This is a genomic window from Streptomyces sp. TRM68416 (genome assembly GCF_014596915.1).
In the GTDB taxonomy this organism is placed as follows: Bacteria; Actinomycetota; Actinomycetes; order Streptomycetales; family Streptomycetaceae; genus Streptomyces.
The window spans coordinates 1-21,755 of record NZ_JACVWU010000028.1 but is presented as its reverse complement, the minus strand read 5'-3'; the positions used below and the strand labels follow the sequence as shown (position 1 = coordinate 21,755).

The 21,755-nt window shown below is 71.0% G+C and carries 23 protein-coding genes; 16 read left to right on the top strand and 7 right to left on the bottom strand.

What is annotated here, in order from left to right:
- Positions 1–4 precede the first annotated feature (4 nt).
- The 6 genes from ICC28_RS33605 to ICC28_RS33580 all read left to right on the top strand — a co-directional run bounded on the left by ICC28_RS33605 (position 5) and on the right by ICC28_RS33580 (position 5,297).
- Positions 5–586, top strand: a complete 582-nt coding sequence (locus tag ICC28_RS33605; RefSeq protein WP_188292581.1) for a helix-turn-helix domain-containing protein — start codon at positions 5–7, stop codon at positions 584–586.
- A 110-nt stretch (positions 587–696) separates the two neighbouring features.
- Positions 697–1,662, top strand: a complete 966-nt coding sequence (locus tag ICC28_RS33600) for an NADPH:quinone oxidoreductase family protein (protein ID WP_188292580.1) — start codon at positions 697–699, stop codon at positions 1,660–1,662.
- Entirely contained in the window at positions 1,659–2,876 is a 1,218-nt protein-coding gene (locus tag ICC28_RS33595) for an acyl-CoA dehydrogenase family protein (RefSeq protein ID WP_188292579.1), read from the top strand. Before ICC28_RS33600 ends, ICC28_RS33595 begins: the two co-directional genes overlap by 4 nt.
- Positions 2,855–3,955, top strand: coding sequence for an acyl-CoA dehydrogenase family protein (locus tag ICC28_RS33590; protein WP_188292578.1), 1,101 nt, complete (start codon positions 2,855–2,857; stop codon positions 3,953–3,955). The genes ICC28_RS33595 and ICC28_RS33590 overlap by 22 nt, the downstream gene beginning before the upstream one ends.
- Before the next feature lie 172 nt (positions 3,956–4,127).
- The gene (locus ICC28_RS33585; RefSeq protein ID WP_188292577.1) at positions 4,128–4,991 is read left to right on the top strand and encodes a phosphatidylinositol-specific phospholipase C/glycerophosphodiester phosphodiesterase family protein; all 864 of its coding nucleotides are present in this window, start codon (positions 4,128–4,130) and stop codon (positions 4,989–4,991) included.
- Between the two features lie 111 nt (positions 4,992–5,102).
- Positions 5,103–5,297, top strand: a complete 195-nt coding sequence (locus ICC28_RS33580) for a hypothetical protein (protein ID WP_188292576.1) — start codon at positions 5,103–5,105, stop codon at positions 5,295–5,297.
- Positions 5,298–5,337: 40 nt separating this feature from the next.
- On the opposite strand, the gene ICC28_RS33575 is transcribed toward ICC28_RS33580, so the two are convergent.
- Positions 5,338–6,576 (bottom strand): phosphodiester glycosidase family protein, encoded by a 1,239-nt coding sequence (locus tag ICC28_RS33575; RefSeq protein ID WP_188292575.1) that lies wholly within the window; start codon positions 6,574–6,576, stop codon positions 5,338–5,340.
- 75 nt (positions 6,577–6,651) lie between these two features.
- Positions 6,652–7,011: a DUF779 domain-containing protein gene (locus ICC28_RS33570; RefSeq protein ID WP_188292574.1), complete on the bottom strand. Its 360-nt coding sequence runs from the start codon at positions 7,009–7,011 to the stop codon at positions 6,652–6,654.
- A gap of 135 nt (positions 7,012–7,146) precedes the next feature.
- On the opposite strand from ICC28_RS33570, the gene ICC28_RS33565 reads away from it, so the two are divergent.
- The 4 genes from ICC28_RS33565 to ICC28_RS33550 all read left to right on the top strand — a co-directional run bounded on the left by ICC28_RS33565 (position 7,147) and on the right by ICC28_RS33550 (position 10,692).
- The gene (locus ICC28_RS33565) at positions 7,147–8,058 is read left to right on the top strand and encodes an ion transporter (protein WP_188292573.1); all 912 of its coding nucleotides are present in this window, start codon (positions 7,147–7,149) and stop codon (positions 8,056–8,058) included.
- 83 nt (positions 8,059–8,141) lie between these two features.
- Complete coding sequence (locus ICC28_RS33560) at positions 8,142–8,597, top strand: VOC family protein (RefSeq protein WP_188292669.1); 456 nt, start codon at positions 8,142–8,144, stop codon at positions 8,595–8,597.
- Between the two features lie 330 nt (positions 8,598–8,927).
- Positions 8,928–10,184, top strand: coding sequence for a phytase (locus tag ICC28_RS33555; protein WP_223190227.1), 1,257 nt, complete (start codon positions 8,928–8,930; stop codon positions 10,182–10,184).
- A 184-nt stretch (positions 10,185–10,368) separates the two neighbouring features.
- Positions 10,369–10,692 carry a hypothetical protein gene (locus tag ICC28_RS33550; RefSeq protein WP_188292571.1) on the top strand — a complete coding sequence of 108 codons (324 nt, stop codon included), beginning with the start codon at positions 10,369–10,371 and terminating at the stop codon, positions 10,690–10,692.
- Positions 10,693–10,811: 119 nt separating this feature from the next.
- Here ICC28_RS33550 and ICC28_RS33545 read toward each other — a convergent pair whose 3' ends face one another.
- Positions 10,812–12,272 carry a SulP family inorganic anion transporter gene (locus tag ICC28_RS33545; protein WP_188292570.1) on the bottom strand — a complete coding sequence of 487 codons (1,461 nt, stop codon included), beginning with the start codon at positions 12,270–12,272 and terminating at the stop codon, positions 10,812–10,814.
- A gap of 445 nt (positions 12,273–12,717) precedes the next feature.
- On the opposite strand from ICC28_RS33545, the gene ICC28_RS33540 reads away from it, so the two are divergent.
- Both ICC28_RS33540 and ICC28_RS33535 read left to right on the top strand, forming a co-directional pair.
- Positions 12,718–13,155 (top strand): NfeD family protein, encoded by a 438-nt coding sequence (locus tag ICC28_RS33540; RefSeq protein WP_188292569.1) that lies wholly within the window; start codon positions 12,718–12,720, stop codon positions 13,153–13,155.
- 29 nt (positions 13,156–13,184) lie between these two features.
- Entirely contained in the window at positions 13,185–14,264 is a 1,080-nt protein-coding gene (locus ICC28_RS33535; RefSeq protein WP_188292568.1) for an SPFH domain-containing protein, read from the top strand.
- Between the two features lie 120 nt (positions 14,265–14,384).
- Here ICC28_RS33535 and ICC28_RS33530 read toward each other — a convergent pair whose 3' ends face one another.
- The 3 genes from ICC28_RS33530 to ICC28_RS33520 are packed head-to-tail and all read right to left on the bottom strand — an operon-like array spanning position 14,385 to position 16,827.
- Positions 14,385–15,437, bottom strand: a complete 1,053-nt coding sequence (locus ICC28_RS33530; RefSeq protein WP_188292567.1) for an ArsO family NAD(P)H-dependent flavin-containing monooxygenase — start codon at positions 15,435–15,437, stop codon at positions 14,385–14,387.
- A complete protein-coding gene (gene arsB, locus ICC28_RS33525) occupies positions 15,434–16,522 on the bottom strand; it encodes an ACR3 family arsenite efflux transporter (RefSeq protein WP_188292566.1) in 1,089 nt (362 codons plus the stop codon). The genes ICC28_RS33530 and arsB overlap by 4 nt, the downstream gene beginning before the upstream one ends.
- A complete protein-coding gene (locus tag ICC28_RS33520) occupies positions 16,519–16,827 on the bottom strand; it encodes an ArsR/SmtB family transcription factor (RefSeq protein ID WP_188292565.1) in 309 nt (102 codons plus the stop codon). The genes arsB and ICC28_RS33520 overlap by 4 nt, the downstream gene beginning before the upstream one ends.
- Before the next feature lie 133 nt (positions 16,828–16,960).
- Between ICC28_RS33520 and ICC28_RS33515 the strand changes: the two genes are divergently transcribed.
- Positions 16,961–17,374, top strand: coding sequence for an arsenate reductase ArsC (locus ICC28_RS33515; RefSeq protein WP_188292564.1), 414 nt, complete (start codon positions 16,961–16,963; stop codon positions 17,372–17,374).
- Positions 17,371–18,351 (top strand): thioredoxin-disulfide reductase, encoded by a 981-nt coding sequence (trxB, locus tag ICC28_RS33510; protein WP_188292563.1) that lies wholly within the window; start codon positions 17,371–17,373, stop codon positions 18,349–18,351. The genes ICC28_RS33515 and trxB overlap by 4 nt, the downstream gene beginning before the upstream one ends.
- Before the next feature lie 132 nt (positions 18,352–18,483).
- Here the strand turns inward: trxB and ICC28_RS33505 are convergent, their stop codons facing one another.
- Complete coding sequence (locus ICC28_RS33505; RefSeq protein WP_188292562.1) at positions 18,484–19,254, bottom strand: aminoglycoside adenylyltransferase family protein; 771 nt, start codon at positions 19,252–19,254, stop codon at positions 18,484–18,486.
- Positions 19,255–19,324: 70 nt separating this feature from the next.
- On the opposite strand from ICC28_RS33505, the gene ICC28_RS33500 reads away from it, so the two are divergent.
- Together ICC28_RS33500 and ICC28_RS33495 are read left to right on the top strand one after the other, a co-directional pair.
- Positions 19,325–19,828, top strand: a complete 504-nt coding sequence (locus ICC28_RS33500) for a hypothetical protein (protein WP_223190220.1) — start codon at positions 19,325–19,327, stop codon at positions 19,826–19,828.
- A 338-nt stretch (positions 19,829–20,166) separates the two neighbouring features.
- Entirely contained in the window at positions 20,167–21,414 is a 1,248-nt protein-coding gene (locus ICC28_RS33495; protein ID WP_188292561.1) for a hypothetical protein, read from the top strand.
- Positions 21,415–21,755: the final 341 nt, after the last annotated feature.

The following is a 21,755-nucleotide window of genomic DNA, read 5'->3' as shown; positions in this document are numbered from 1 at the left end:
CTCCATGAGTGCAGCGAGTACGGAAGACGTTCTGGCCGATGTCGGCCCCCGGCTGCGGCGGATCCGCAAGGAGCGCGAGGTGACCCTGGCGGCGCTGTCCGAGACCACCGGCATCTCCGTCAGCACCCTGTCGCGCCTGGAGTCGGGTCTGCGCAAGCCCAGCCTGGAGCTGCTGCTGCCGATCGCGCAGGCCCACCAGGTGCCCCTGGACGAACTGGTCGGGTCGCCGCCGGTGGGGGACCCGCGGGTGCGCGCCAGGCCCCTCGTGCGGCACGGCCGCACCTACTGGCCGCTCACCCGCCAGCCCGGCGGGCTGCAGGCCTTCAAGGTGCTGGTGCCGCCGAGCGACGAGGAGCCCGAGCCGCGCACCCATGAGGGCTACGAGTGGCTGTACGTGCTGTCCGGGCGGCTGCGGGTCGTGCTGGGCGAGCACGACGTGGTGCTCACGGCGGGGGAGGCGGCGGAGTTCGACACGCGGGTGCCGCACTGGTTCGGGGCGACGGGGGACGGGCCGGCAGAGTTCCTCAGCTTGTTCGGGCCGCAGGGGGAGCGGATGCACGTACGGGCCAAGCCGCGGCGGTCGTGATTCGCGCGGGACGGCAGCCGTGACCCGCGCGACTGTTCCCTGATCGGCAAGCGACCGCTTAGTATGCGGAGCGACCCCGGTCGGACGAAGCAGTCGCGTGGAGGCCCCGTATGCAGGCATGGCAAGTGCACGAGAACGGCGAGCCGGGCGAGGTGATGCGGCTCCTGGACGTCGAGCCGCCCACGCCCGGGGACGGCCAGGTCCTGCTGAAGGTGCGCGCCGCGAACATCAACTTCCCGGACGCGCTGCTGTGCCGGGGCCAGTACCAGGTCCGGCCGCCGCTGCCGTTCACGCCGGGCGTGGAGATCTGCGGCGAGACGGCGGACGGACGCCGCGTCATCGCCAACCCGGCCCTGCCGTACGGCGGTTTCGCCGAGTACGCCGTCGCGGACGCCGCCGCTCTGCTGTCCGCGCCCGACTCGCTGGACGACGCCGAGGCCGCCGCCCTGCACATCGGCTACCAGACGGGCTGGTTCGGACTGCACCGGCGGGCCCGTCTTGAGGCCGGCGAGACGCTGCTCGTCCACGCTGCCGCAGGAGGGGTCGGCAGCGCGGCCGTGCAGCTCGGCAAAGCCGCCGGGGCGACGGTCATCGGGGTCGTGGGCGGCGCCGAGAAGGCCGCCGTCGCCCGCGAGCTGGGCTGCGACGTGGTCGTCGACCGGCGCACCGAGGACGTCGTCGCGGCCGTGAAGGAGGCCACCGGCGGCCGGGGCGCCGACGTGATCTACGACCCCGTGGGCGGCGAGGCCTACACCCAGTCCACCAAGGTCGTCGCCTTCGAGGGCCGGATCGTGGTCGTCGGCTTCGCCGGCGGTGTCATCCCGAGCCCGGGGCTCAACCACGCCCTGGTGAAGAACTACTCGATCCTCGGCCTGCACTGGGGCCTGTACAACACCAAGAACCCCAAGCTGGTCCAGCACTGCCACGAGCAGCTCACCGAGCTGGCCGCCCGGGGAGCCATCAAGCCGCTGGTCAGCGAGCGCGTACCGCTCGGCGGGGCCGCGGCCGCCGTGCAGAAGGTGGCGGACGGGCTGAGCACCGGCCGGATCGCCGTGGTGACGGAGGGAGCAGCATGACCGACGCCGCCGAACTGCGCCGCCTCACCCAGGAGTTCCTGGCCGCGCATCCCCCGGCCACGACCGACCGCGACGACTTCCTGCGCGCCCGCTTCGACGCCGGTCTCGCCTGGGTGCACTACCCCGAGGGGCTCGGTGGGCTCGGTGCCCCCCGGTCCCTCCAGGCCGTCGTCGACGCCGAGTTGGCGGCCGCGGGCGCCCCCGACAACGACCCGCGCCGCATCGGCATCGGACTCGGCATGGCCGCGCCCACGATCCTCCAGTACGGCACCGAGGAACAGAAGCGGCGCTATCTGAGGCCCCTGTGGACCGGCGAGGAGGTGTGGTGCCAGCTGTTCAGCGAGCCCGGCGCCGGATCCGACCTCGCCGCGCTCGGCACCCGTGCCGTCCGGGAGGATGGGGGCCCCTCCCGCTCGAGCGAAGCCGAGAGTGGGGGAAACTGGGTGGTCAACGGGCAGAAGGTGTGGACCTCCAGCGCCCATCTCGCCCGCTGGGCCATCCTCATCGCCCGTACCGACCCGGACGTGCCCAAGCACGCCGGCATCACCTACTTCGTCTGCGACATGACCGACCCCGGCGTCGAGGTGCGGCCGCTGCGCCAGATCACCGGTGAGGCCGAGTTCAACGAGGTGTTCCTCACCGACGTCCGCATCCCGGACTCCCGCCGCCTCGGCGCGGTCGGCGACGGCTGGCGGGTCGCGCAGACCACGCTGAACAACGAACGCGTTGCCATCGGCGGCATGCGCGTCCCCCGCGAGGGCGGCATGATCGGCCCGGTCGCCCGGACCTGGCGCGAGCGCCCCGAGCTGCGCACCCACGACCTGCACCAGCGGCTGCTGACCCTGTGGGTCGAGGCCGAGGTCGCCCGGCTCACCGGCGAACGCCTGCGCCAGCAGCTCGTCGCCGGACAGCCCGGCCCGGAGGGCGCCGGCATGAAGCTCGGCTTCGCCCGCCTCAACCAGGAGATCAGCGGCCTGGAGGTCGAACTCCTCGGCGAGGAAGGCCTGCTGTACGAGGACTGGACCATGCGCCGCCCGGAGCTGGTCGACTTCACCGGCCGCGACGCCGGGTACCGCTATCTGCGCTCCAAGGGCAACAGCATCGAGGGCGGGACCAGCGAGGTCCTGCTGAACATCGTCGCCGAACGCGTCCTCGGCCTGCCCGCCGAACCGCGCACCGACAAGGACGTCGCATGGAAGGACCTGGCCCGGTGAACACACAGCCCGATCTTCTCTACTCGGAGGAGGAAGAGGCCCTCCGCGCCGCCGTCCGCGACCTGCTCACCGACCACTGCGACGCGCCCGGCGTGATCGCCCGCACCGAGTCCGGCCAGCCGCACGACCTCGCCCTGTGGAAGGCGCTCGCCGACGGCATGGGCCTCGCGGGCCTGCTGGTGCCCGAGGACAAGGGCGGCCAGGGCGCCACCCACCGCGAAGCCGCCGTGGTCCTGGAGGAGTTGGGGCGTGCCGTCGCGCCCGTGCCGTACCTCACCAGCGCGGTGGTCGCCACCGAGGCGCTGCTCGCCGGGGACGCCGACGACCTCCTCGCCGAGCTGGCCTCCGGCCGCCGCATCGGCGTCCTCGCGGTCGCCCTGAATGTCGCCCCGGGCGGCGCCCACAAGGTCGTACGCCAGGAGAACGGCTCCCTGTACGGGGAGTTGACCGGTATCGCGGACGCCGCCGCGGCCGACGTGCTGCTGGTGCCCGCGGACGACGGCGGGCTCTACGCCGTCGAGGCGGACGCCGTCACCGTCACCCCGCAGGTGTCCCTCGACCTGACCCGGCCGCTGGCGACCGTCACCCTGGACGGGGCGCCCGCACGTCGGACCGGCGACGCCGAGCCCGCCGTACGACGGGCCCTGCGGGCCGGGGCCGGGCTGCTCGCCTCCGAGCAACTCGGGCTCGCCGAATGGGCGTTGACGGAGACCGTGCGCTATCTGAAGGAGCGCAAGCAGTTCAACCGGCCCGTCGGCGGTTTCCAGGCGCTCAAGCACCGGCTCGCCCGACTGTGGCTGGAGGTCGTCAACCTGCGCGCCGCCGCCCGGGCCGCGGCGGACGCCCTCGCCACCGGTGAGGACACCGACGTGATGGTGGCGGTCGCGCAGGCCTACGCGGCGCCCGTCGCCGTCCACGCCGCCGAGGAGGCGCTGCAACTGCACGGCGGGATCGGCATGACCTGGGAGCACCCGGTCCATCTGTACCTGAAGCGGGCCAAGGCCGACGCCCTGGTCCACGGCACGGCCGGTGCCCACCGGGAGGCGCTGGCCGAACTGGTCGACCTGCAGGCCCCCTGACGTTCACCCGGTAAAGCCCGCCCCACCTGGGGCGGGCTTGTTCGTGCGCCCGGGCGGAAGGGGTGAACGGGTGGCGGCGGTCCAGCCAACTCCTGGCATGTACAGGGTCCTTGTGGCCCGGACGGCCGCATACTCCCTGTGGTTCGGACCGACCCCGCAGGGAGGCAGAAGCATGGCCCTCATCACCCGTCGCAGAGCCCTCACCACGGCCGGCGCCGCGCTCGCCGGAGCCGTCGCGCTGCCCGCCACACAGGCGGTGGCCGGTGAACGACGGCACCGCCCGCGCCCGTTGCGGCGCGCCCACGCCCACAACGACTACGAGCATCCGCGGCCCCTCCTCGACGCGCTCGACCACCGCTTCACCAGCGTCGAGGCCGACATCTTCCTCGTCGGCGACCAACTCCTCGTCGCCCACGACCCGGTGGACCTCGACCCCGCCCGCACCCTGGAGTCCCTCTACCTCGACCCGCTCGCCGCCCGGGTCAGGGCCAACCACGGCTCGGTCCACCGCGGGTACCGCAAGCCGCTCCAGCTCCTCATCGACATCAAGACCGAGGGCTCCTCGACCTACCTCGAACTCGACCGGCACCTCAAGCGCTACAAGCACCTGTTCACCACCTACGCCCACGGCCGCGTGTTCCCCGGCCCCGTCACCGCCGTCATCTCCGGCGACCGCGCCGCCCGCCTCCCCATGGAGGCGCAGACCGTGCGCCGCGCCTTCTACGACGGCCGGCTCACCGACCTCGGCAGCGCGGCCCCCGCCTCCTTCATCCCGCTGATCAGCGACAACTGGACGAACCACTTCACTTGGCGGGGCGTCGGCCCCTTCCCGGACGCCGAACGGCAGAAGCTGCACACCATCGTCCGGGCGGCGCACGCGCGTCGGCAGCGGGTGCGGTTCTGGGCCACCCCGGACCTCCCGGGCCCCGAGCGCGACGCGCTGTGGGCCGAGCTGGTCGCCGCCGACGTGGACCACCTCAACACCGACGACCTCGCCGGCCTCGAAGCCTTCCTGGACGCCCACCGGTCGGCGTAGACACCACACGTTCGGCGGACAGGTCAGCCGCACGGACGAACCCTCCGCTACGCCACACTTGCGGCCGAACGCCGTGAACCGGACGTGGCGGCGTGGCGGAGGAGATTGACGATGGCCATTTCCATCTCTGTGCTGATGCTGCTCCTGATCCTGGCGGTGATCTTCCTGCGCAACGGCGGGCTGAAGGTCTCCCACGCCCTGGTGTGCGCGCTGCTCGGCTTCTACCTGGCCAGCACGAGCATCGCGCCCACCATCCACAGCGGCCTGACGGCGACGGCGGACATCGTCAGCGGCCTCGGACCGTGAGGCTCACGGTGTCGACGTCAGCGGCCTCACCGCGTGACGCTCAGGGCGTAGAGAAGACCCCGATGCCGTTGGGGACCGGGCGCTCGGCGCCGGCCGACGGATGGTTGCGCACCGTCACCGCGGAGGCGCCCGGTGCGCGGGCGACCAGTGTCGAGGAACCGCCGCCGTCCAGGCTGAAGGCGTCGACGGCCCCCAACGACCGCATGGTCCTGGCCACTTCGGCGATCGTCAGACCGCCGCGGTAGGCGGGGGAGCCGTCCAGTGCCAGCAGCAGCACCCGTCTCCCGCCGCCCGAGACGCCCACGGCGGTGCGCACGGCCGACGTCCTGTCGTCCAGGCCGGGCAGCGGCACCCCGCCGGCCAGCACCGGGTAGCCGCCGACCGCGAACCGGTAGGGCACCCGCGCGTCCGACGCCACCAGCCGGTGCCGTACCGACACCCGCTGTCCCAGGGCGAACTTCCGCAGCTCCTGGGCCCCCGCCTCCCGGCCCACCAGCACGGTGGTGCCCGGCTCGACGGCGCCGCCGCCCGGGGTGTCCGCCCTCGCCACCACACGGCCGCCGCGGATGGTCACCTCATGCGTGTCGGTGCTGCACGGGGCGGCCCGGTCGGTGTCGGTGCCGCAGGTGGCGCGCACCCGGGAGGCCGCGCCCCACGCGGAGGTGAACGCCCCGACGGAGCCCACCGGCAGTGCGTACTGGTTGAGCCCGCGGAGTCTGAGGAACCCGGTGCGGGTACGGACCTGGCCGGCCAGCGTCAGCCCGTCCAGCCGGACCCGGCGGTCGACGCCCATGCCGATGACGTCCTCGGTGTCGGTGCCGGGCGGCAGGGCGGGCCCGAAGCGCTGGCCGTTCGGCACCGCCGCCTTCAGGGCCAGGCCGGCCGCGACCGCCGGCCCGACGCTCGCGCCGGTTGCCTCGACGCCCGGGTGCTGGGCCTCGCTGATGTTGAAGAAGTCGCCGTTGACACCCGCCACCGCGCCCTGGGCGTCGGCAAGCCGGGAGACCGGCGCCCGCGCGGCCACCGCCCCCGGGTGCAGCAGATCCAGGGTGACGCGCGGATCGCCGAGGTCGACGCGGAGCAGATGGCCGCGGGCGGGCCCGGCCGCGCCCGGGATGTCGAACCGCTCGTACACCACACCCGGCGCCACCCGCGTGCCGCCCGGAGCGGCGTCGGCCGGCGCCGCCCCCACCAGGCCCGCGCCGGCCACCGCTCCGAGTGCCGTGAGAAACGTCAGTACCGTTCTGCCCGTCGCCCACCGCTTTTGACGAAGCGTCACCGCACCCCCTGATGTCGCGTCAACTGTCCCAGGACTCAGGGGAAGTACGCCAGACGGCCGGGTGCCGTGGGGCTGCTAGCCGCCGACTACACGAGAACGGGTGAGGAAACGCACCCCCTCGGGTGCCTCCAGGGAGAAGCCGCTGCCCCGGCCCTCGACGACGTCGACGATCAGGCGGGTGTGACTCCAAGCCTCGTACTGGGTGCGGGCCATCCAGAAGGACACCGGTTCCGCCACGTCGGCGACGTACAGCTCCGCGAGCAGCACGTCCGAGTCGCCGGTGCGGAACTCGCCCGCCGGGTAGCACATGGGGGCGCTGCCGTCGCAGCAGCCGCCGGACTGGTGGAACATCAGCGGGCCGTGCGCGGCGTACAGCTGCCGCACCAGATCGGCGGCGGCGGGGGTGAGTTCGACGCGCGGGAGTTCCTCATACATGGGGTGCACGGTGGCACGCGGGAGGTTGCGAGGGGGTTGCACGGCGACGGGGCCCGCCCGGTTCGCACATCTGCTCCCCTCTCTCACCCCGGCCACCTGGCATAGCCCGCCGCAGGCCGGAGCAGATACAGCGGGATGACCTTCATGGAACACGGGCCGGGGCCCGCCCGCCGAGCGTTGGCGGAGTGGGCCCGGGCCGTTACTCAGGCCCGTTGGTTCGCTCTCGGCGTGCTGGCGCTGATCCTTGTGAACGCCGCGCTGCTGGGCGCCGAGACGTACCGGGGGATGGCGCAGGAGTGGCAGACGGGGCTGCGGGCCGCCGAGCACGTCTGCCTGGCCGCTTTCACGGTGGAGATCGTGCTGCGGATGTGCGCTCACGCCGACCGGCCCCGGGACTTCTTCCGCGACCCGTGGAACATCTTCGATCTGGCCGTCGTGGTCTGCGCGTTCCTGCCGCTCGTCCGGGAGAACACCACCGTCCTGCGGCTGCTGCGCCTGGCCCGCGTCCTGCGCACCGCCCGGTTCCTGCCCCAACTGCGCATCGTCATGGTCGCGGTGGCCCGGAGCCTGCCGGGCACCGTCAGCTTTCTGCTCGTCGGCGCGCTGCTGCTCTACGTCTACGCCATGGTGGGCTGGCTCTTCTTCGGCGACGCCGATCCCGAGCAGTACGGTTCGATCGGCCGCGCGGTCCTCACCCTCTTCCTGCTGATGACCCTGGACGGCCTCGGCGACGCGGTCCACGCCGGTCTGGGCATATCGCGCTGGAGCCTGCTCTACTACGTCTCCTACGTCCTGATCGCCTCCTTCGTGCTGGTGAACGTCCTCATCGGTGTCGTCATCAGCTCCCTGGAGGAGGCCCGTGAACTGGAGCGCGAGCGGGTCGAGGACCGGCGCCCGCCCGGGCCGCTCTCGGCGGCGGGCGGGTGTGACCACGGGCGGGAGCTGAGCGCCCGCATCGCCGCCGCGCGCAGAGCGCTCGACGACCTCGAAGCCGGTCTCCGGCACGTGCCGCAAAAACCTTCGACACGCGCGCGCAGGGGTGCTTAGGATCATCGCCGCGGCATCGCGTGTCGGTCACCGTCCGGGTGAGGCATGGAGGTTCCGCGGAGATGCCCGTGGAGGCATTCACCTTGTCCGTTGAGTTCAATCACACCGTCGTCCTCGCCCACGACCGTGAGAAGTCGGCCCGTTTCCTCGCCGAGATCCTGGGACTGGAGGTCGGCGAGCCCGCCGAACCCTTCCTGCCCGTCCGTACCACGAACGGCGTCACGCTCGACTTCGCGACCGTCGACATCGAGATTCCCGTCCAGCACTACGCCTTCCTCGTCTCAGAGGAGGAGTTCGACCCGATCCTGGCCCGGCTGGTCGCGGCCCGCGTGCCCATCCAGGCCGACCCGCACGCCCGTTTCCCGGGCCGCATCAACCGCAACGACGGCGGCCGGGGCGTGTACTTCAAGGATCCGGCCGGACACGGCATGGAGGTCCTCACCCGCCCCTACGGCTCCGATCCCGACTCGGAGCTGAACGGCGTGACCGAGGAAGCCCCCGGCGCGGTCGCCGCAGGCCCTAGTTCCGAACGCACGTAAGAGCCTCCACCCGTTGGTGAGTTCCCGCCCCCTCCCGGCGGACGTGCGGCGAGGCTGGATCAGGGGGCGGCGCATGACCGGTGCCGCTCGCTGTCGCATGGGGGAGAGCGCGCGTGAAGAACATGGACGAGCGCGCGCCACGGCCGGCCGCGGGGCTCGCCTCGCGGCCGGCGTCGTCCGTTATGTAGTGTTCATGCCACGGCCATCCGTGGGTCGACAGCCGACGCCGAGTCTTCACACGAGGTCGACAGGCTGCGAACGCATCCGATCATGACCGAAGGAGCGTTCCGCGTGTTCGAGTCCCGTATCCGCCGACCGCACGTCTTCCTGATGACGGCCACCACGGTGGCCCTCGCCATGACGCTGCCCGCCCAGGCGCACGCCTCGGACGAACTGGCCGCGATCACACCCCGGGCCGAGACGGCGGCACTCCACGACGACAAGGCGGGCGGCAACGCCGACGCGGACGACCCGGCGATCTGGCGCAACGCCGCCGACCCGGGCCGCAGCCTGGTCGTCGCGACGGCCAAGAAGGGCGGCCTGCGCGTCTACGACCTCGCCGCGCGCCAGATCCAGTCGATCCCCGCTCCGGCCGGCCCGACCTCCGCGGACGCCCCCGGCCGTTTCAACAACGTCGACCTCGTGCACGGCCTGAAACTGTCCACCGGCCGCACCGACCTCGCCGTGGTCAGCGACCGCGGCAACGACCGCCTCCGCTTCTACCGCATCGACCGCGACCGCGCCGGCGGCCCGCTCACCGACGTCACCGACCCGTCCGTACCGCCCGTCTTCTCCGCCGACCAGGAGGAGATCAACGACCAGCGCACCGCGTACGGCCTGGCCACCTGGACCCACCGCGGCCGCTCCTACGCGCTGGTCAGCCGCCGCGAGACGACGACCGTCGCGCTCCTCGAACTCCTTCCGAGCGGCTCCGGCAAGGTCACCTACCGCGAGATCCGCACCCTCGACCTGCCCTCGTCCTTCCGCCTCCCCGACGGCCGCGCGTGGACCCCGTGCCTGGAACCCGGCGAACTGCCCCAGGTGGAGGGCATGGTGGTCGACCCCGCCAACGGCATGCTCTACGCCGGCCAGGAGGACGTCGGCATCTGGCGGATGCGCGCCGACCTCACCGGCACGCCCCGGCTGATCGACAAGGTCCGTGAGTACGGCGTGCCCGGCACCTACGACGAGGCCACCGAGGAGTGCACCCCGGGCGCCGACCCCGGCTACGGCGGCACCCGCATCTCCGCCGACGTCGAGGGCCTGACCCTGATCCCCGAGGACGACGGCGACGGCTACCTCCTCGCCTCCAGCCAGGGCGACAATTCCTTCGCCGCCTACGACCGCGAGCTTTCCGACGACAACGAGTACGAGGGCGGCTTCCGCGTCACGGCCGCCTCCGCCACCCTCGACGGCTCCGAGGAGTGCGACGGGGCCGCGGCCCTCAACGCCCCCCTCGGCCGCCGCTACCCCAACGGCCTCCTCGTCGTCCAGGACGGCCAGGAGACCCCCCAGGACCAGGACCGCGACACCACCGGATTCAAGTTCCTCGACCTGGGCGACGTACTGAACGCTCTGGACGACTGACCCTGCGGTGTTCCCGCGGGGCCGCGGCAAGAACGCCTGCCAGGTGCCTTGCGCGCAACGTCACCCGGACCGCCGCCCTTGTCGATGCGTTCCGGGATCCCGGACGGAAGCTCTTGGACGCGTGACACAGGGGGCGTCATGATCACGCGGTGTCCGGCGTGGGCCCGGCGCGCAGGGAGGGGACATGAGGCTCTACCTCGGCATACCGGTCGTCGTGCCGGCGCTGCTCATCGCCGCCTCGGGGGCAGCGGCGGTGACCCGCGGACGGGTGCTTCCCACGAACCGGAAACACATCCGCCGCCCGCGGGTCTACGGCTGGGGGCAGCTGGTGATGGCCATCGCCCTTTGCTGTCAGGCGCTCTTCGGGTTGATGGCCGACGACCTCGACATCCGGCAGTGGGGGACCCTGACCGGCAGTGCGCTCATGGTCACCGGCATCATCGTGATCGCAGTGAGTCAGCGCACGCCGGGCACACCTGGTCATCGGCAACGCCATGGCGGGCTCTGAGCAGGGTCCTCGTGACAGGGCCCGCAGGCAGCGGCCTTCGCAGCGCCGCGTGGCCACCGCGGTCGCGGCAGTGGCCACCGCCCCGAGCCGTGCGGCGGGGCGGTGGCGGCGTGCCGTTGCTAGGCCTTGACGCCGACGGCCTTGAGTTTGTCGCGCTGGCTGTCGTCCGCGAGGGCGACGAGCTGGTTCTCGACGTGGGGTGGGAGATCCCTGAGACCGAGGGTGACCCCGCGCTCGTGCGAGTGGTCTATGAAGGTGAGCAGGGCCTTCGTGCCGGACAGATCGATGTAGGTCACGTCCTTGAGGCTCACCGACAGGTCGGAGTGGTCGCCGCGCAGCGTGGTGAAGACGCGGTCGACCGAGAGGAACGACAGAGGCCCTTCGATGCTGTACGTCGTGGTGTCGTCCTGGGCGACCGAGGCCTTGGCGCGGCGGGACTGCACCGCGTGCAGGGCGAGTGCGAGGCCGACGCCGGCGGCCACGGCCACGGTGAGGTCGACCAGCACGGTGACGATCATCGTCACGAACATCACGGCGACATCACCCTTGGGCGAGACATGCGCCTTGCGCAGACCCTCCCAGTCGAACATGCCGATGGCGGTCAGGATCAGGATGCCCGACAGGACGGCAAGGGGGATGTACTGGACGGCGGCCCCGAGGCCGACCACCAGGACGAGGAGGATCACACTGTGGGTGGCGGCCGAGATCCAGGTGCGGCCGCCGCTCCTGACGTTGACCACGGAGCGCACGGTGGCGCCGGCGCTGGCGAGTCCGCCGAACAGGCCGCTCATCGCGTTGCCGATGCCCTGGCCGATGAGCTCCTTGTTGCTCTGGTGCCGGGAGCCGGTGATGTTGTCCATGACGACCGAGGTCAGCAGCGAGTCGATGGAGCCGAGAAGCGCGATGGCGAGGGCGGGCAGCAGCAGGGTGACGAACATCGACCCGTCGGCGTCCGGGAGGGACAGCGTGGGTATGGACTCCGGGATCTTGCCTATGTAGTCGATCGTCTCGTTGAGCGGCACCGGCCCGAGGCGCACGTCCCGCAGCAGCGATTCGCCGAACCGCAGGATCACGGTCATCAGCACGAGGGCGATCAGACTGGCCGGCACCGACTTGATCACACGGGCGGACCCGAGCATCAGCCCGACCGTCAGCGCCACCACCAGGAAGCTCTGCTCCACCTGGTCCAGCTCGCCCAGGATGATGATGAGCGCGATGCCGCCCATGAAGCCGGACACCACGGGGTGGGGTATGAAGCGGATCAGCGAGCCCAGCCGGCACAGGCCGAACAGGATCTGGAACGCGCCGGCCATGATGAACGCCAGGAACGCGCCCTCAAGGCCGTGCGAGGCGATCACTCCGGTGGCGACGACGGTGATGGGGCCGGTGGGACCCGTGACCTGCCCCGGCGTACCGCCGAACAGAGCCGCGAAGAACCCGGCGAAGATCGCGCCGAACAGTCCGACCAGCGCACCCTCGGAGGTGCCGGTCGCAGTGATGCCGAAGGCTATGGCCAGCGGCAATGCCACGATGGCGACGGTCAGGCCGGACAGAGCTTCCTTGGCGATGCGCTGGAGCATGGCCCCCACTTCGATTGACGACGATTGAACTCCGGCAATGACACCGGAGTTGCCGACCAGACTTCCCGGCGCACCCGACCAGTAAAGATGCCGTATGGAGAACGCCAAAACAAGGTCAAGAAGCAGTCACGGGGGCTGCCGGTCTGGCGTGAACCGATGGGTTTGGCGCGCCGGACGCAACAGCCGCCCCTCTCTGAACCGGCCGTTGTATCACCGACCGGCACTCACAGCCGCTGAAGATTGCCGGTCCACGGCAATGCGCCGGCCGTCAGGGACGCGTCAGGATGGTGGTGCGGAGGCAGACGGGACGTGGTACCCGATTCCGTGGGAGAACCCGGAAAGGGACAGGTCTTCCGGCTGTCGGTAACTACAGCTGTCGTGCCTGTCCTGTCCGGCTCTCCGAGAGGTAGCTTGGGTGGAGGAGGCGCCGAAGGAGGGCGATCGGATGCCGTGGTTCGTATGGCTGCTCGCCGCCGCAGGGTTGGGCGTCGCGGAGTTCTTCACCCTGACATTGGTCTTCGGTCTGCTGGCGGGTGCCGCCCTGGTCGCCGCTGTGGTGGCCGGTGTGGGCATCGGCCTGCTCGGCCAGCTCGTGGCCCTCGGCCTGGCGGCGGCCGCCGGTCTCGTCATCGTCCGGCCCATCGCCCTGCGGCAGATGGCACAGCAGCCCCTCACCCGAGAGGGCAGCGATGCGCTGATCGGCAAGCGGGCCGAGGTGGTGCAGGAGGTCACCGCGACCCACGGTCTGATCAAGCTCTCCGGTGAGGAGTGGTCCGCACGGGCCCTCGACGAGAGCCTGGTCATACCGGTGGGAGCGCTGGTGGAGGTCATGGAGATCGAAGGCGCCACGGCCATTGTCTACCCCCGCGAACTTCTTCCATGAACGGCTGAACGCATACCGACGGAGGCACCGTGGATCCCGTGGTCATCCCCATTCTTGTGGCGGCGATCGTTGTCGTCTTCCTCATGGCCTCCACCGTGCGGATCGTGCCGCAGGCACGCCGCTACAACATCGAGCGGTTCGGGCGCTATCGCCGGACGCTGCAACCCGGGCTGAATTTCGTTCTGCCCGTCGCGGACCGCATCAACACCAAACTCGACGTACGCGAACAGGTGTACTCCTCCGATCCCCGGCCGGTGATCACCGAGGACAACCTCGTGGTGAACATCGACACCGTGCTCTACTACCAGATCACGGACCCGAGGGCGGCGGCCTACGAGGTCGCCGACTACCTGCAGGCGATAGACCAGCTCACCGTGACCACGCTGCGCAATGTCATCGGCAGCATGGACCTGGAGGAGACGCTCACCTCCCGTGAGGAGATCAACTCCCGGCTCCGTGCCGTCCTCGACGACGCCACCGGCAAGTGGGGCATCAGGGTCAACCGCGTCGAGATCAAGGCCATCGACCCGCCGCACACCATCAAGGAAGCGATGGAGAAGCAGATGCGGGCCGAACGTGACAAGCGCGCGGCCATCCTGCACGCCGAAGGAGAGCGGCAGGCCAAGATCCTCACCGCGGAAGGCACGAAGCAGAAGGACATCCTGGAGGCCCAGGGCACGCAGCAGGCCATGATCCTGCGCGCGGACGGCGAGGCGAAGGCGGTGGAGCTGGTCTTCCAGGCCGTCCACCGCAACAACGCCGACGCCAAGATCCTGGCCTACAAGTACCTCGAGACGCTCCCGCACCTCGCGAGCAGCGACAACAACACGTTCTGGGTGATCCCGGGCGAGCTGACCGAGGCGATTCGGACCGTCACCACCGCGTTCGGCGACCACTCGGCGGCCGGTTCGTCCGAGGCCGCACAACCCGAGCAGGAAACCGCCGCCGACACCCCGGCCGAAGGCCGGAGCCCGCAACTGGAGGCGGGTTCGATGATGTCGCTCGACGCCGCCACGGCCGCCGACGAGGCCGAGAAGCAGGCCGCCGCCGCGGTGAGCGACGCCAAGGCCGAGGCCGCCGAGGCCGCGCAGTCGCCGCGGAGGGGGTAGCCCGGCGCTTGCGGAGGGTGACCACTGTGCCGGCTGCCCGGAGCACCTCGTGCTCCGGGCAGCCGCGGCATGGGGCTTGGACCGGGTCGGGGCTGTGCCCGGCGGCCGAGGCGCTGAGGCTCAGCGGCCGAGGAGCCCCGCGATCTCGCGGGCGGCGTCGCGCGCCGTCCGGCCCACACCGATGAGAGTGGCGGAGGCCGGTCCGGTCCAGTCGCCGTAGCCGAGCAGGTGGAGTCGGGGCTCGGCGACGGCGCGGGTGCCCTCGGTGGGGATACGGCCGCGCACTCCGCGCAGGCCCAGGGGCGCGAGGTGGGAGAGCGCCGGGCGGAAGCCGGTGCACCAGATGATCGCATCGGCCCGGGCCCGGGTGCCGTCGGACCACTGGACGCCGTCCGCCGTGAGCCGGTCGAACAGGGGCGACGCCTTCAGCAGGCCACGGTCACGGGCCTCGCGCACCGGCGGCACGACGACGATGTCGCCGAGGGAGGCGACTCCGCCCGAATCCGGGCGTCCCTGCTCAAGTGCCCGGCGTCGTGCGGTCGCTGCGTCGAAGAGCGCGCGGCCGTCGATGTCGTCGGCCAGGAAGCGGGGCGGGCGCCGGGTGACCCAGGTCGGCTCGGTGTCGTACGCGAGGTCGGCGGCGATCTGGGCGCCGGAGTTGCCGCCACCCACCACGATCACCCGTTGACCGGCGAAGTCGGACGGGCCGCGGTAGTGCACCGTGTGCAGTTGCCGGCCGTCGAACCTGCCCGCGACGGAGGGCAGGAACGGCCGCCACCAGGTGCCGGTGGCGCTGATGACCGCACGGGTCCGCCATACGCCGGAGTCGGTCTCGACGCGCAGACGGGCTCCGTCGCGGTGAACTCCCCCGACCCGCACGGGACGCCGCACCGGCAGCCCGTACCGCTTCTCGTAGTCGCCGAGATACGCGACCACATGGGCCGCGTCCGGATACGTCTCGCCTGTCTGCGCGGGCATGAGCCACCCCGGCAGGGAGGAGTACGCGGCCGGGGAGAACAGACGCAGCGAGTCCCAGGTGTGCTGCCAGGCGCCGCCCGGCGTGGACTGTGCGTCGAGGACGACGAAGTCCACGCCGAGCCGGCGCAGGTGGTAACCGGCGGCGAGCCCGGCCTGGCCGCCACCGATCACCACCACGTCCGCGGTCGACGTCACGGGGCCGCCGCGAACTTCTTGCGCCAGGCCAGCGAGACGTACACCAGGGCGACCAGGACCGGCACTTCGATCAGCGGACCGACGACGCCCGAGAGCGCCTGGCCGGACGTGACGCCGAAGGTGGCGATGGCGACCGCGATCGCCAGCTCGAAGTTGTTGCCGGCCGCGGTGAACGCGAGGGTCGTGGTGCGCTCGTAGTTCAGGCCGATCGCCTTGCCGAGCAGGAACGTGCCGAACCACATGACCGCGAAGTACACCAGCAGCGGCAGCGCGATCCGGATGACGTCGACCGGCTGCGAGGTGATCGTCTTCCCCTGCAGGGCGAAGAGGATGACGATCGTGAAGAGCAGGCCGTACAGCGCCCAGGGACCGATCCTCGGCAGGAACTTGGCCTCGTACGCCTCGCGGCCCGACTTCTTCTCGCCGATGCGGCGGGTGAGGAAGCCGGCCAGCAGCGGGACGCCCAGGAAGATGACCACGTTCAGGGCGATCTTGCCCATGGAGATGTCGAGGTGCTCGCCCTCTCCCAGGCCGAGCAGGCCGGGAAGGATGTCGAGGTAGAACCAGCCGAGCAGGCCGAACGCCAGCACTTGGAAGACCGAGTTGAGGGCCACGAGCACGGCGGCGGCCTCCCGGTCGCCGCAGGCGAGGTCGTTCCAGATGATGACCATGGCGATGCAGCGGGCGAGTCCCACGATGATGAGGCCCGTGCGGTACTCGGGCAGGTCGGCCAGGAAGATCCAGGCGAGGGCGAACATCACCGCCGGGCCGAGCACCCAGTTGATGACCAGCGACGAGATCATCAGACGGCGGTCGCCGGTCACGGCGTCGAGCCTGTCGTAGCGGACCTTCGCGAGGACCGGATACATCATGATCAACAGGCCGACCGCGATGGGCAGCGAGATACCGCCGATCTCGACCTTCGCCAGCGCGTCGTTCAGGCCCGGGACCAGGCGGCCGAGACCGAGGCCGAGCGCCATGGCGAGCAGGATCCAGACGGCGAGGAAGCGGTCGAGCGTCGACAGCTTCGCGACGACCGAGGACTCCTCGGCGCTTGTGGTCGCGGATGGTTCGGTGCGGGTCACGGGCAGGCCCTCTTGTTGTCGGCGGCATGACGGGCGGACTCGGCCAGATCGGCGAACTGGCCGGCGAGCGTGGCGACGACGTCGGGCCTGAGCTTGTAGTAGGTGAAGCGGCCGCAGGGCTCGGTCTCCACCACTCCGGCCTCGCGCAGCACTCTCAGGTGATTGGAGAGGTTGGTCTGGCGGGCACCGGTCTCCTCCACGAGGTGGGTGGTGCAGAGGGTCTCGCGGGCCAGCAGGGTCACGATCTGCAGCCTGAGCGGGTCGGCCAGAGCGCGGATCAGATCAGTGTCGACTGACGTCATCATGGACTGATACTCTCACATCAGTGGTGGCTGACACCACCGGGTGCTGATGGGTTGCAGTGCCGGCGCGCGGCCTGATCGCATGCCTCATTCGGCTCGTCACCCGTATTCGTCGCGAGACAAGAGAGACCTTCCGATGCCCGAGAAGCCCTCCGTCCTGTTCGTGTGCGTCCACAACGCCGGCCGCTCGCAGATGGCCGCCGCCTGGCTGTCCCACCTGGCGGGTGACCGCGTCGAGGTCCGTTCGGCCGGCTCCGCGCCCGGCGACGCCGTGAACCCGGCCGCGGTCGAGGCCATGGCCGAGGTGGGCATCGACATCTCCGCCGAGGTGCCGAAGATCCTCACCGTGGACGCCGTACGGGAATCGGACGTCTGCATCACCATGGGCTGCGGCGACACCTGCCCGGTCTTCCCCGGCAAGCGCTACCTCGACTGGAAGCTCGACGACCCGGCCGGGCAGGGCGTCGAGGCCGTCCGTCCGATCCGTGACGAGATCAGGGTCCTGGTCGAGGGCCTGATCGCCGAGATCGCTCCGGAAGCGGCCAAGTGAGCGCGATACGCGAGGTCGTCATCATCGGCTCCGGCCCCGCCGGATACACCGTCGCCCTCTACACCGCCCGCGCCCAGCTCAAGCCGTTGCTGTTCGGCAGCTCGATCTTCGTGGGCGGGTCGCTGACCACGACCACCGAGGTGGAGAACTTCCCGGGCTTCCCCGAAGGCGTCGACGGCCCGGACCTGATGCTCAACATGCGCGCCCAGGCCGAGAGGTTCGGCGCCGAAATGGTCGACGACGACATCGTCGAGGTCGACCTCACCGGCGACATCAAGCTGCTCACCGACTCGGCGGGCACCGTCCACCGCGCGAGGACCGTGATCGTCGCGACCGGTTCCGGCTACCGCAAGCTCGGCCTGCCGCGGGAGGAGGAGCTGTCCGGACGCGGCGTGTCCTGGTGCGCGACCTGCGACGGCTTCTTCTTCCGCGACCGCGACATCGCCGTGGTCGGCGGCGGCGACACCGCCATGGAAGAGGCCACCTTCCTCACCCGATTCGCCCGCTCGGTGACCGTCGTCCACCGCCGCGGCACCCTGCGCGCCTCGAAGGTCATGCAGAACCGCGCCCGGGCCGACGAGAAGATCTCCTTCGCGTACGACAGCGAGATCGCCGAGATCAAGGAGGCGAACGGGATGCTCGCGGGTGTCGTGCTGCGCGACACCGCCACGGGCGAGACCCGCGACCTGGACGTGACCGGGCTGTTCATCGCCATCGGCCACGACCCGCGCACCGAACTCTTCGCCGGCCAGCTGGCATTGGACGACGAGGGCTATCTGAAGGTCGACTCGCCGTCGACCCGTACCAACATCCCGGGCGTCTTCGCCGCGGGAGACGTCGTCGACCACACCTACCGCCAGGCCATCACCGCCGCCGGCAGCGGCTGCCAGGCGGCCATCGACGCGGAGCGGTACCTCGCCGCGCTCAGCGACCAGCAGGCCGCGGGCGGACGGAACACGGCGCCGGTCGCCGTCTGACGGCCGACCCGCACCGACGACTCCACCGCCTCCTGGATCGCCCGCCGCGGCGGCGTCCCAGGAGGAGGGACGGGGCGCTACCGCGCCGCGCTGCTGCGTCATCGCGCAGGCGGCACGGTGCGGGAGCGGCCCTCACCTCCGCGGGGTGCGGGTGAGCAGGTGGTCGATCTCGGCGAGCACGCGGTCCACGTGCGGACGCACCTGCGCCCGCAGTGCGTCGCTCCAACTCTCCTCGGAGTAGGGGCAGTCGAGATAGAGCCGCCTGGCGTGTTCGAGGACGGGGCGGAGTTCGGGCGGGAGCCGGGCGAGGGCCCAGTCGGCGGCGGCGTCCTTCGACGTGATCCGGCCGGTGGCGAGCGTGGTCCAGATGCGGGCGAAGGTCAGCAGGACGTTGCGGGTGTCGCTGTCCAGACCGTCGAGCAGGCCGGGGACACCGGCCACGCTCGCCCGGACCAGGTCGGCCTGCGGAACCGGGTCGAGGATCCGCGCCGGGCGCGGGCCGGTGAGGGGGTGGTCTCCGGTCAGCGCCATGCTGATCAGCAGGGCCAGGTCCGGCATCGGCTCCGGCTGGGGGACCTTCCCGGCCTCGTAATCGGCGCGCAGCCACTCGCCGTAGAGGAAGTCGCCGGTCGGCGGGTACCGCCAGGGCCGGACCTCGGACTGGACGACCACGGTGAGCTCGACCGGGCGGACCTCGTTCCGGGAGCCGGAGATCCGCAGCAGTCCACCGAGCAGTGCCCGTCGCTCCTGCTCGCTCATCCGCCGCCGGGACACGACCAGCACGTCCAGGTCGCTGGCCGGTCTGAGTCCGCCGAGCACGGAGGAGCCGTGGAGGCAGGTGCCGATGACATCGCGGCCCAGCACACCGCCGACCAGCCTCACGACCTCCTGAACCTGATTCACGGCACCAGCGTCTCCCGTCGTCCGGCCACCTGCACCGCAGCTGTCACGGTCGTTCGGGTTCACCCGGTGGATGCGCTTCTGGAAGGTCGAGGTCCCGGCCGGAATGATCGGCCTGGTCTGGAACGGGATGATGAGCTTCGGCGGCGGCTGGTTCTTCCTGGTCGCCTCGGCGGCGATCAGCGTCACCAACCAGCAGTACGCGCTGCCCGGCGTCGGCTCCTACGCCGGTGCCGCGATCACCGACGGCGACCCGGGCAAGGTCGGCTGGGCCATCCTCACCATGGCCGTCATGGTGATCGGCGTGAACTTCCTGTTCTGGCGGCCCCTGACGGCATGGGCGGAGAAGTTCAAGAACGAGCAGTCCGAGGCCGGCGAGGCACAGCGGTCGTACGTCCTGGACTTCCTGCGCCTCTCGCACTGGCCGCAACTGCTCGGCCGGGCACTGCGCCCACTCGGGCGGGGGCTGAACCGGGCGGGCCGTGTGCTCGGCCGGGACGACCGGCCGCTGGTCGTGGACGCCGCTCGGCAGCGCACGGGCGACGTCGTCTTCACCGTCGTGTGGCGGGCGGGCTGATCCTGTGGGGACTCCTCGACCTGGGTCGCTACCTCCAGGACCGCACCGGCCTGGGCGTCGGCGTCCCGCGTTGCGCGCCTTCTGTGATCGCAGCGGCCCCTCCGGCGCAACGCAGTCAGGTCCCCTGGATCGGACGTGGTCATCGTGGCGGCCCGGGCCCGAACTCGGCGACGGCCGCGCCGACTTGGCACCAGGCACCTCAGATCTCCCTCAAGCCCCGGAAGCCTCGTGATGCGCTGGACTAGCCTCCCTGCCCGTAAGCACTGGCCCAGTCATTGCTCGTGCGGCTGGCCGGCGACTCCTGGCCCCGAAGAGGCAAACCGCAGATGAAGCACCGCATGAAGAGCCGTACCAAGAAGACCGTGATCATCGTGGCGGCGGGCACCGGCGTGCTGGCCCTGACCGTGCCGATCACCGCGTTGGCCACCACCACCGAGCCCGGTCCCGAGGCAGCCGGATCACACTGCACCGTCGACATATCCGGCGGTCCCGTCCGATGCTTCCCGACCTACCGGGCGGCCATCGCGGCAGCCACCGACGGCCGGGTCAAGGACGCTCCCCTGGACGTCCGCACAGCCGCCGCCAGCCCGGCCTTCCAGAAGAGGATCGACGTCGCCGGCACCGCCGCGGAGCAGGAGGACGATGAGGAGTCGTCCGTCGTCATCGGCACCGAGTACCTGGACGCGGACCACCAGGGCAAGTCCATGAGCTTCACCGCCGACAGCAAGTGCACCCCCGACGGGCCGGGTTTCCAGGTCGACCAGGTGCCCGCCGAGTTCGACGACGCCATCAGCTCGTACCAGACCTTCAACGACTGCCAGGCCAGGCACTTCGCCGACCCCGGACTGAAGGGCGACTCCACCAGCTGGCAGATCGGCGGTCAGCTCGCGGTCGGGGACGGGCTGGACAACCGCACCAGCTCGATCCAGTGGAACTACGCGGAAGCGCCGACCGCCGCCCAGCTCTTCGAGGACTGCGACAAGAAGATCGCCACCTGCAAGTTCGAGCACAAGGGCGACGTCACCTACAGCTACGGCGGGGCGCACGAGGTGGCCCGCGCGTACAACTGCACCAGCATCGAGCAGGTGAAGAAGATGACCTGGACGGACGCGACCGGCGGCAAGAACTCGCTCAGCGTCGAACTGGGAGCCACCTACAAGATCGGAAGTTCCCTGACCGGCGCGGAGTACAGCCTCAGCTTCAAGACCACCTACGGACACGAGTGGAGCTGGGAGACCAGGGTCACCGACGAGACGGACCTCACCGTCCCGGCCGGGGAGGTCGGCTGGGTCAACCGGAACACCAAGATGCAGACCGCGGGGGGTGAGTACACGGTGACGTACAAGGACCGAAAATGGGGTCACTACATCTGGTACGTCCGTGACTTCACCGCCACCGGTCCCGTCCCGCAGGAGATGGGCGTCGTCGACTGGGTCGCCCGTCCCATGACCGCGGCGGAGAAGGCCGAGCACTGCAAGGGCGGCGCTGCCATGGTCACCGCCACCCCGAAGAAGACGAAGAAGACCGCGTCCGCAACCACAAAGAGCCTCCCCGGCACCGCTCACGTCCTGTCCGGCCCGCGTTGATCCGACCGGCTTGACCCTGCGGGCAGTCGACCGGCCATTTCCTGCGGTCGGCTGCCGTACGCGGAGACCGCTGTGGCCGCGGCGCACGCCGGCCGCGGTGCCGGGGCGGATCAGGCGGAGCCCGGGGAGCCTGGAAGGCCGCTGCCGGCGCAGCGCGCTGCCCCTCGGTCATCCGCCGGTTGTCCTCGACCGACGGCATGCCACCACCACGTTCGGCCGAGCGGAGCCGAGGACCACGAGCGGGACGTCGATGGGGCCGGCGTCATCGAGTCGGTGCAGCACCGCCTCGTGCAGCCGGCCCCACACCCCGGCCCGCGGCCGGATCGGGCGCCCTCTTCTCT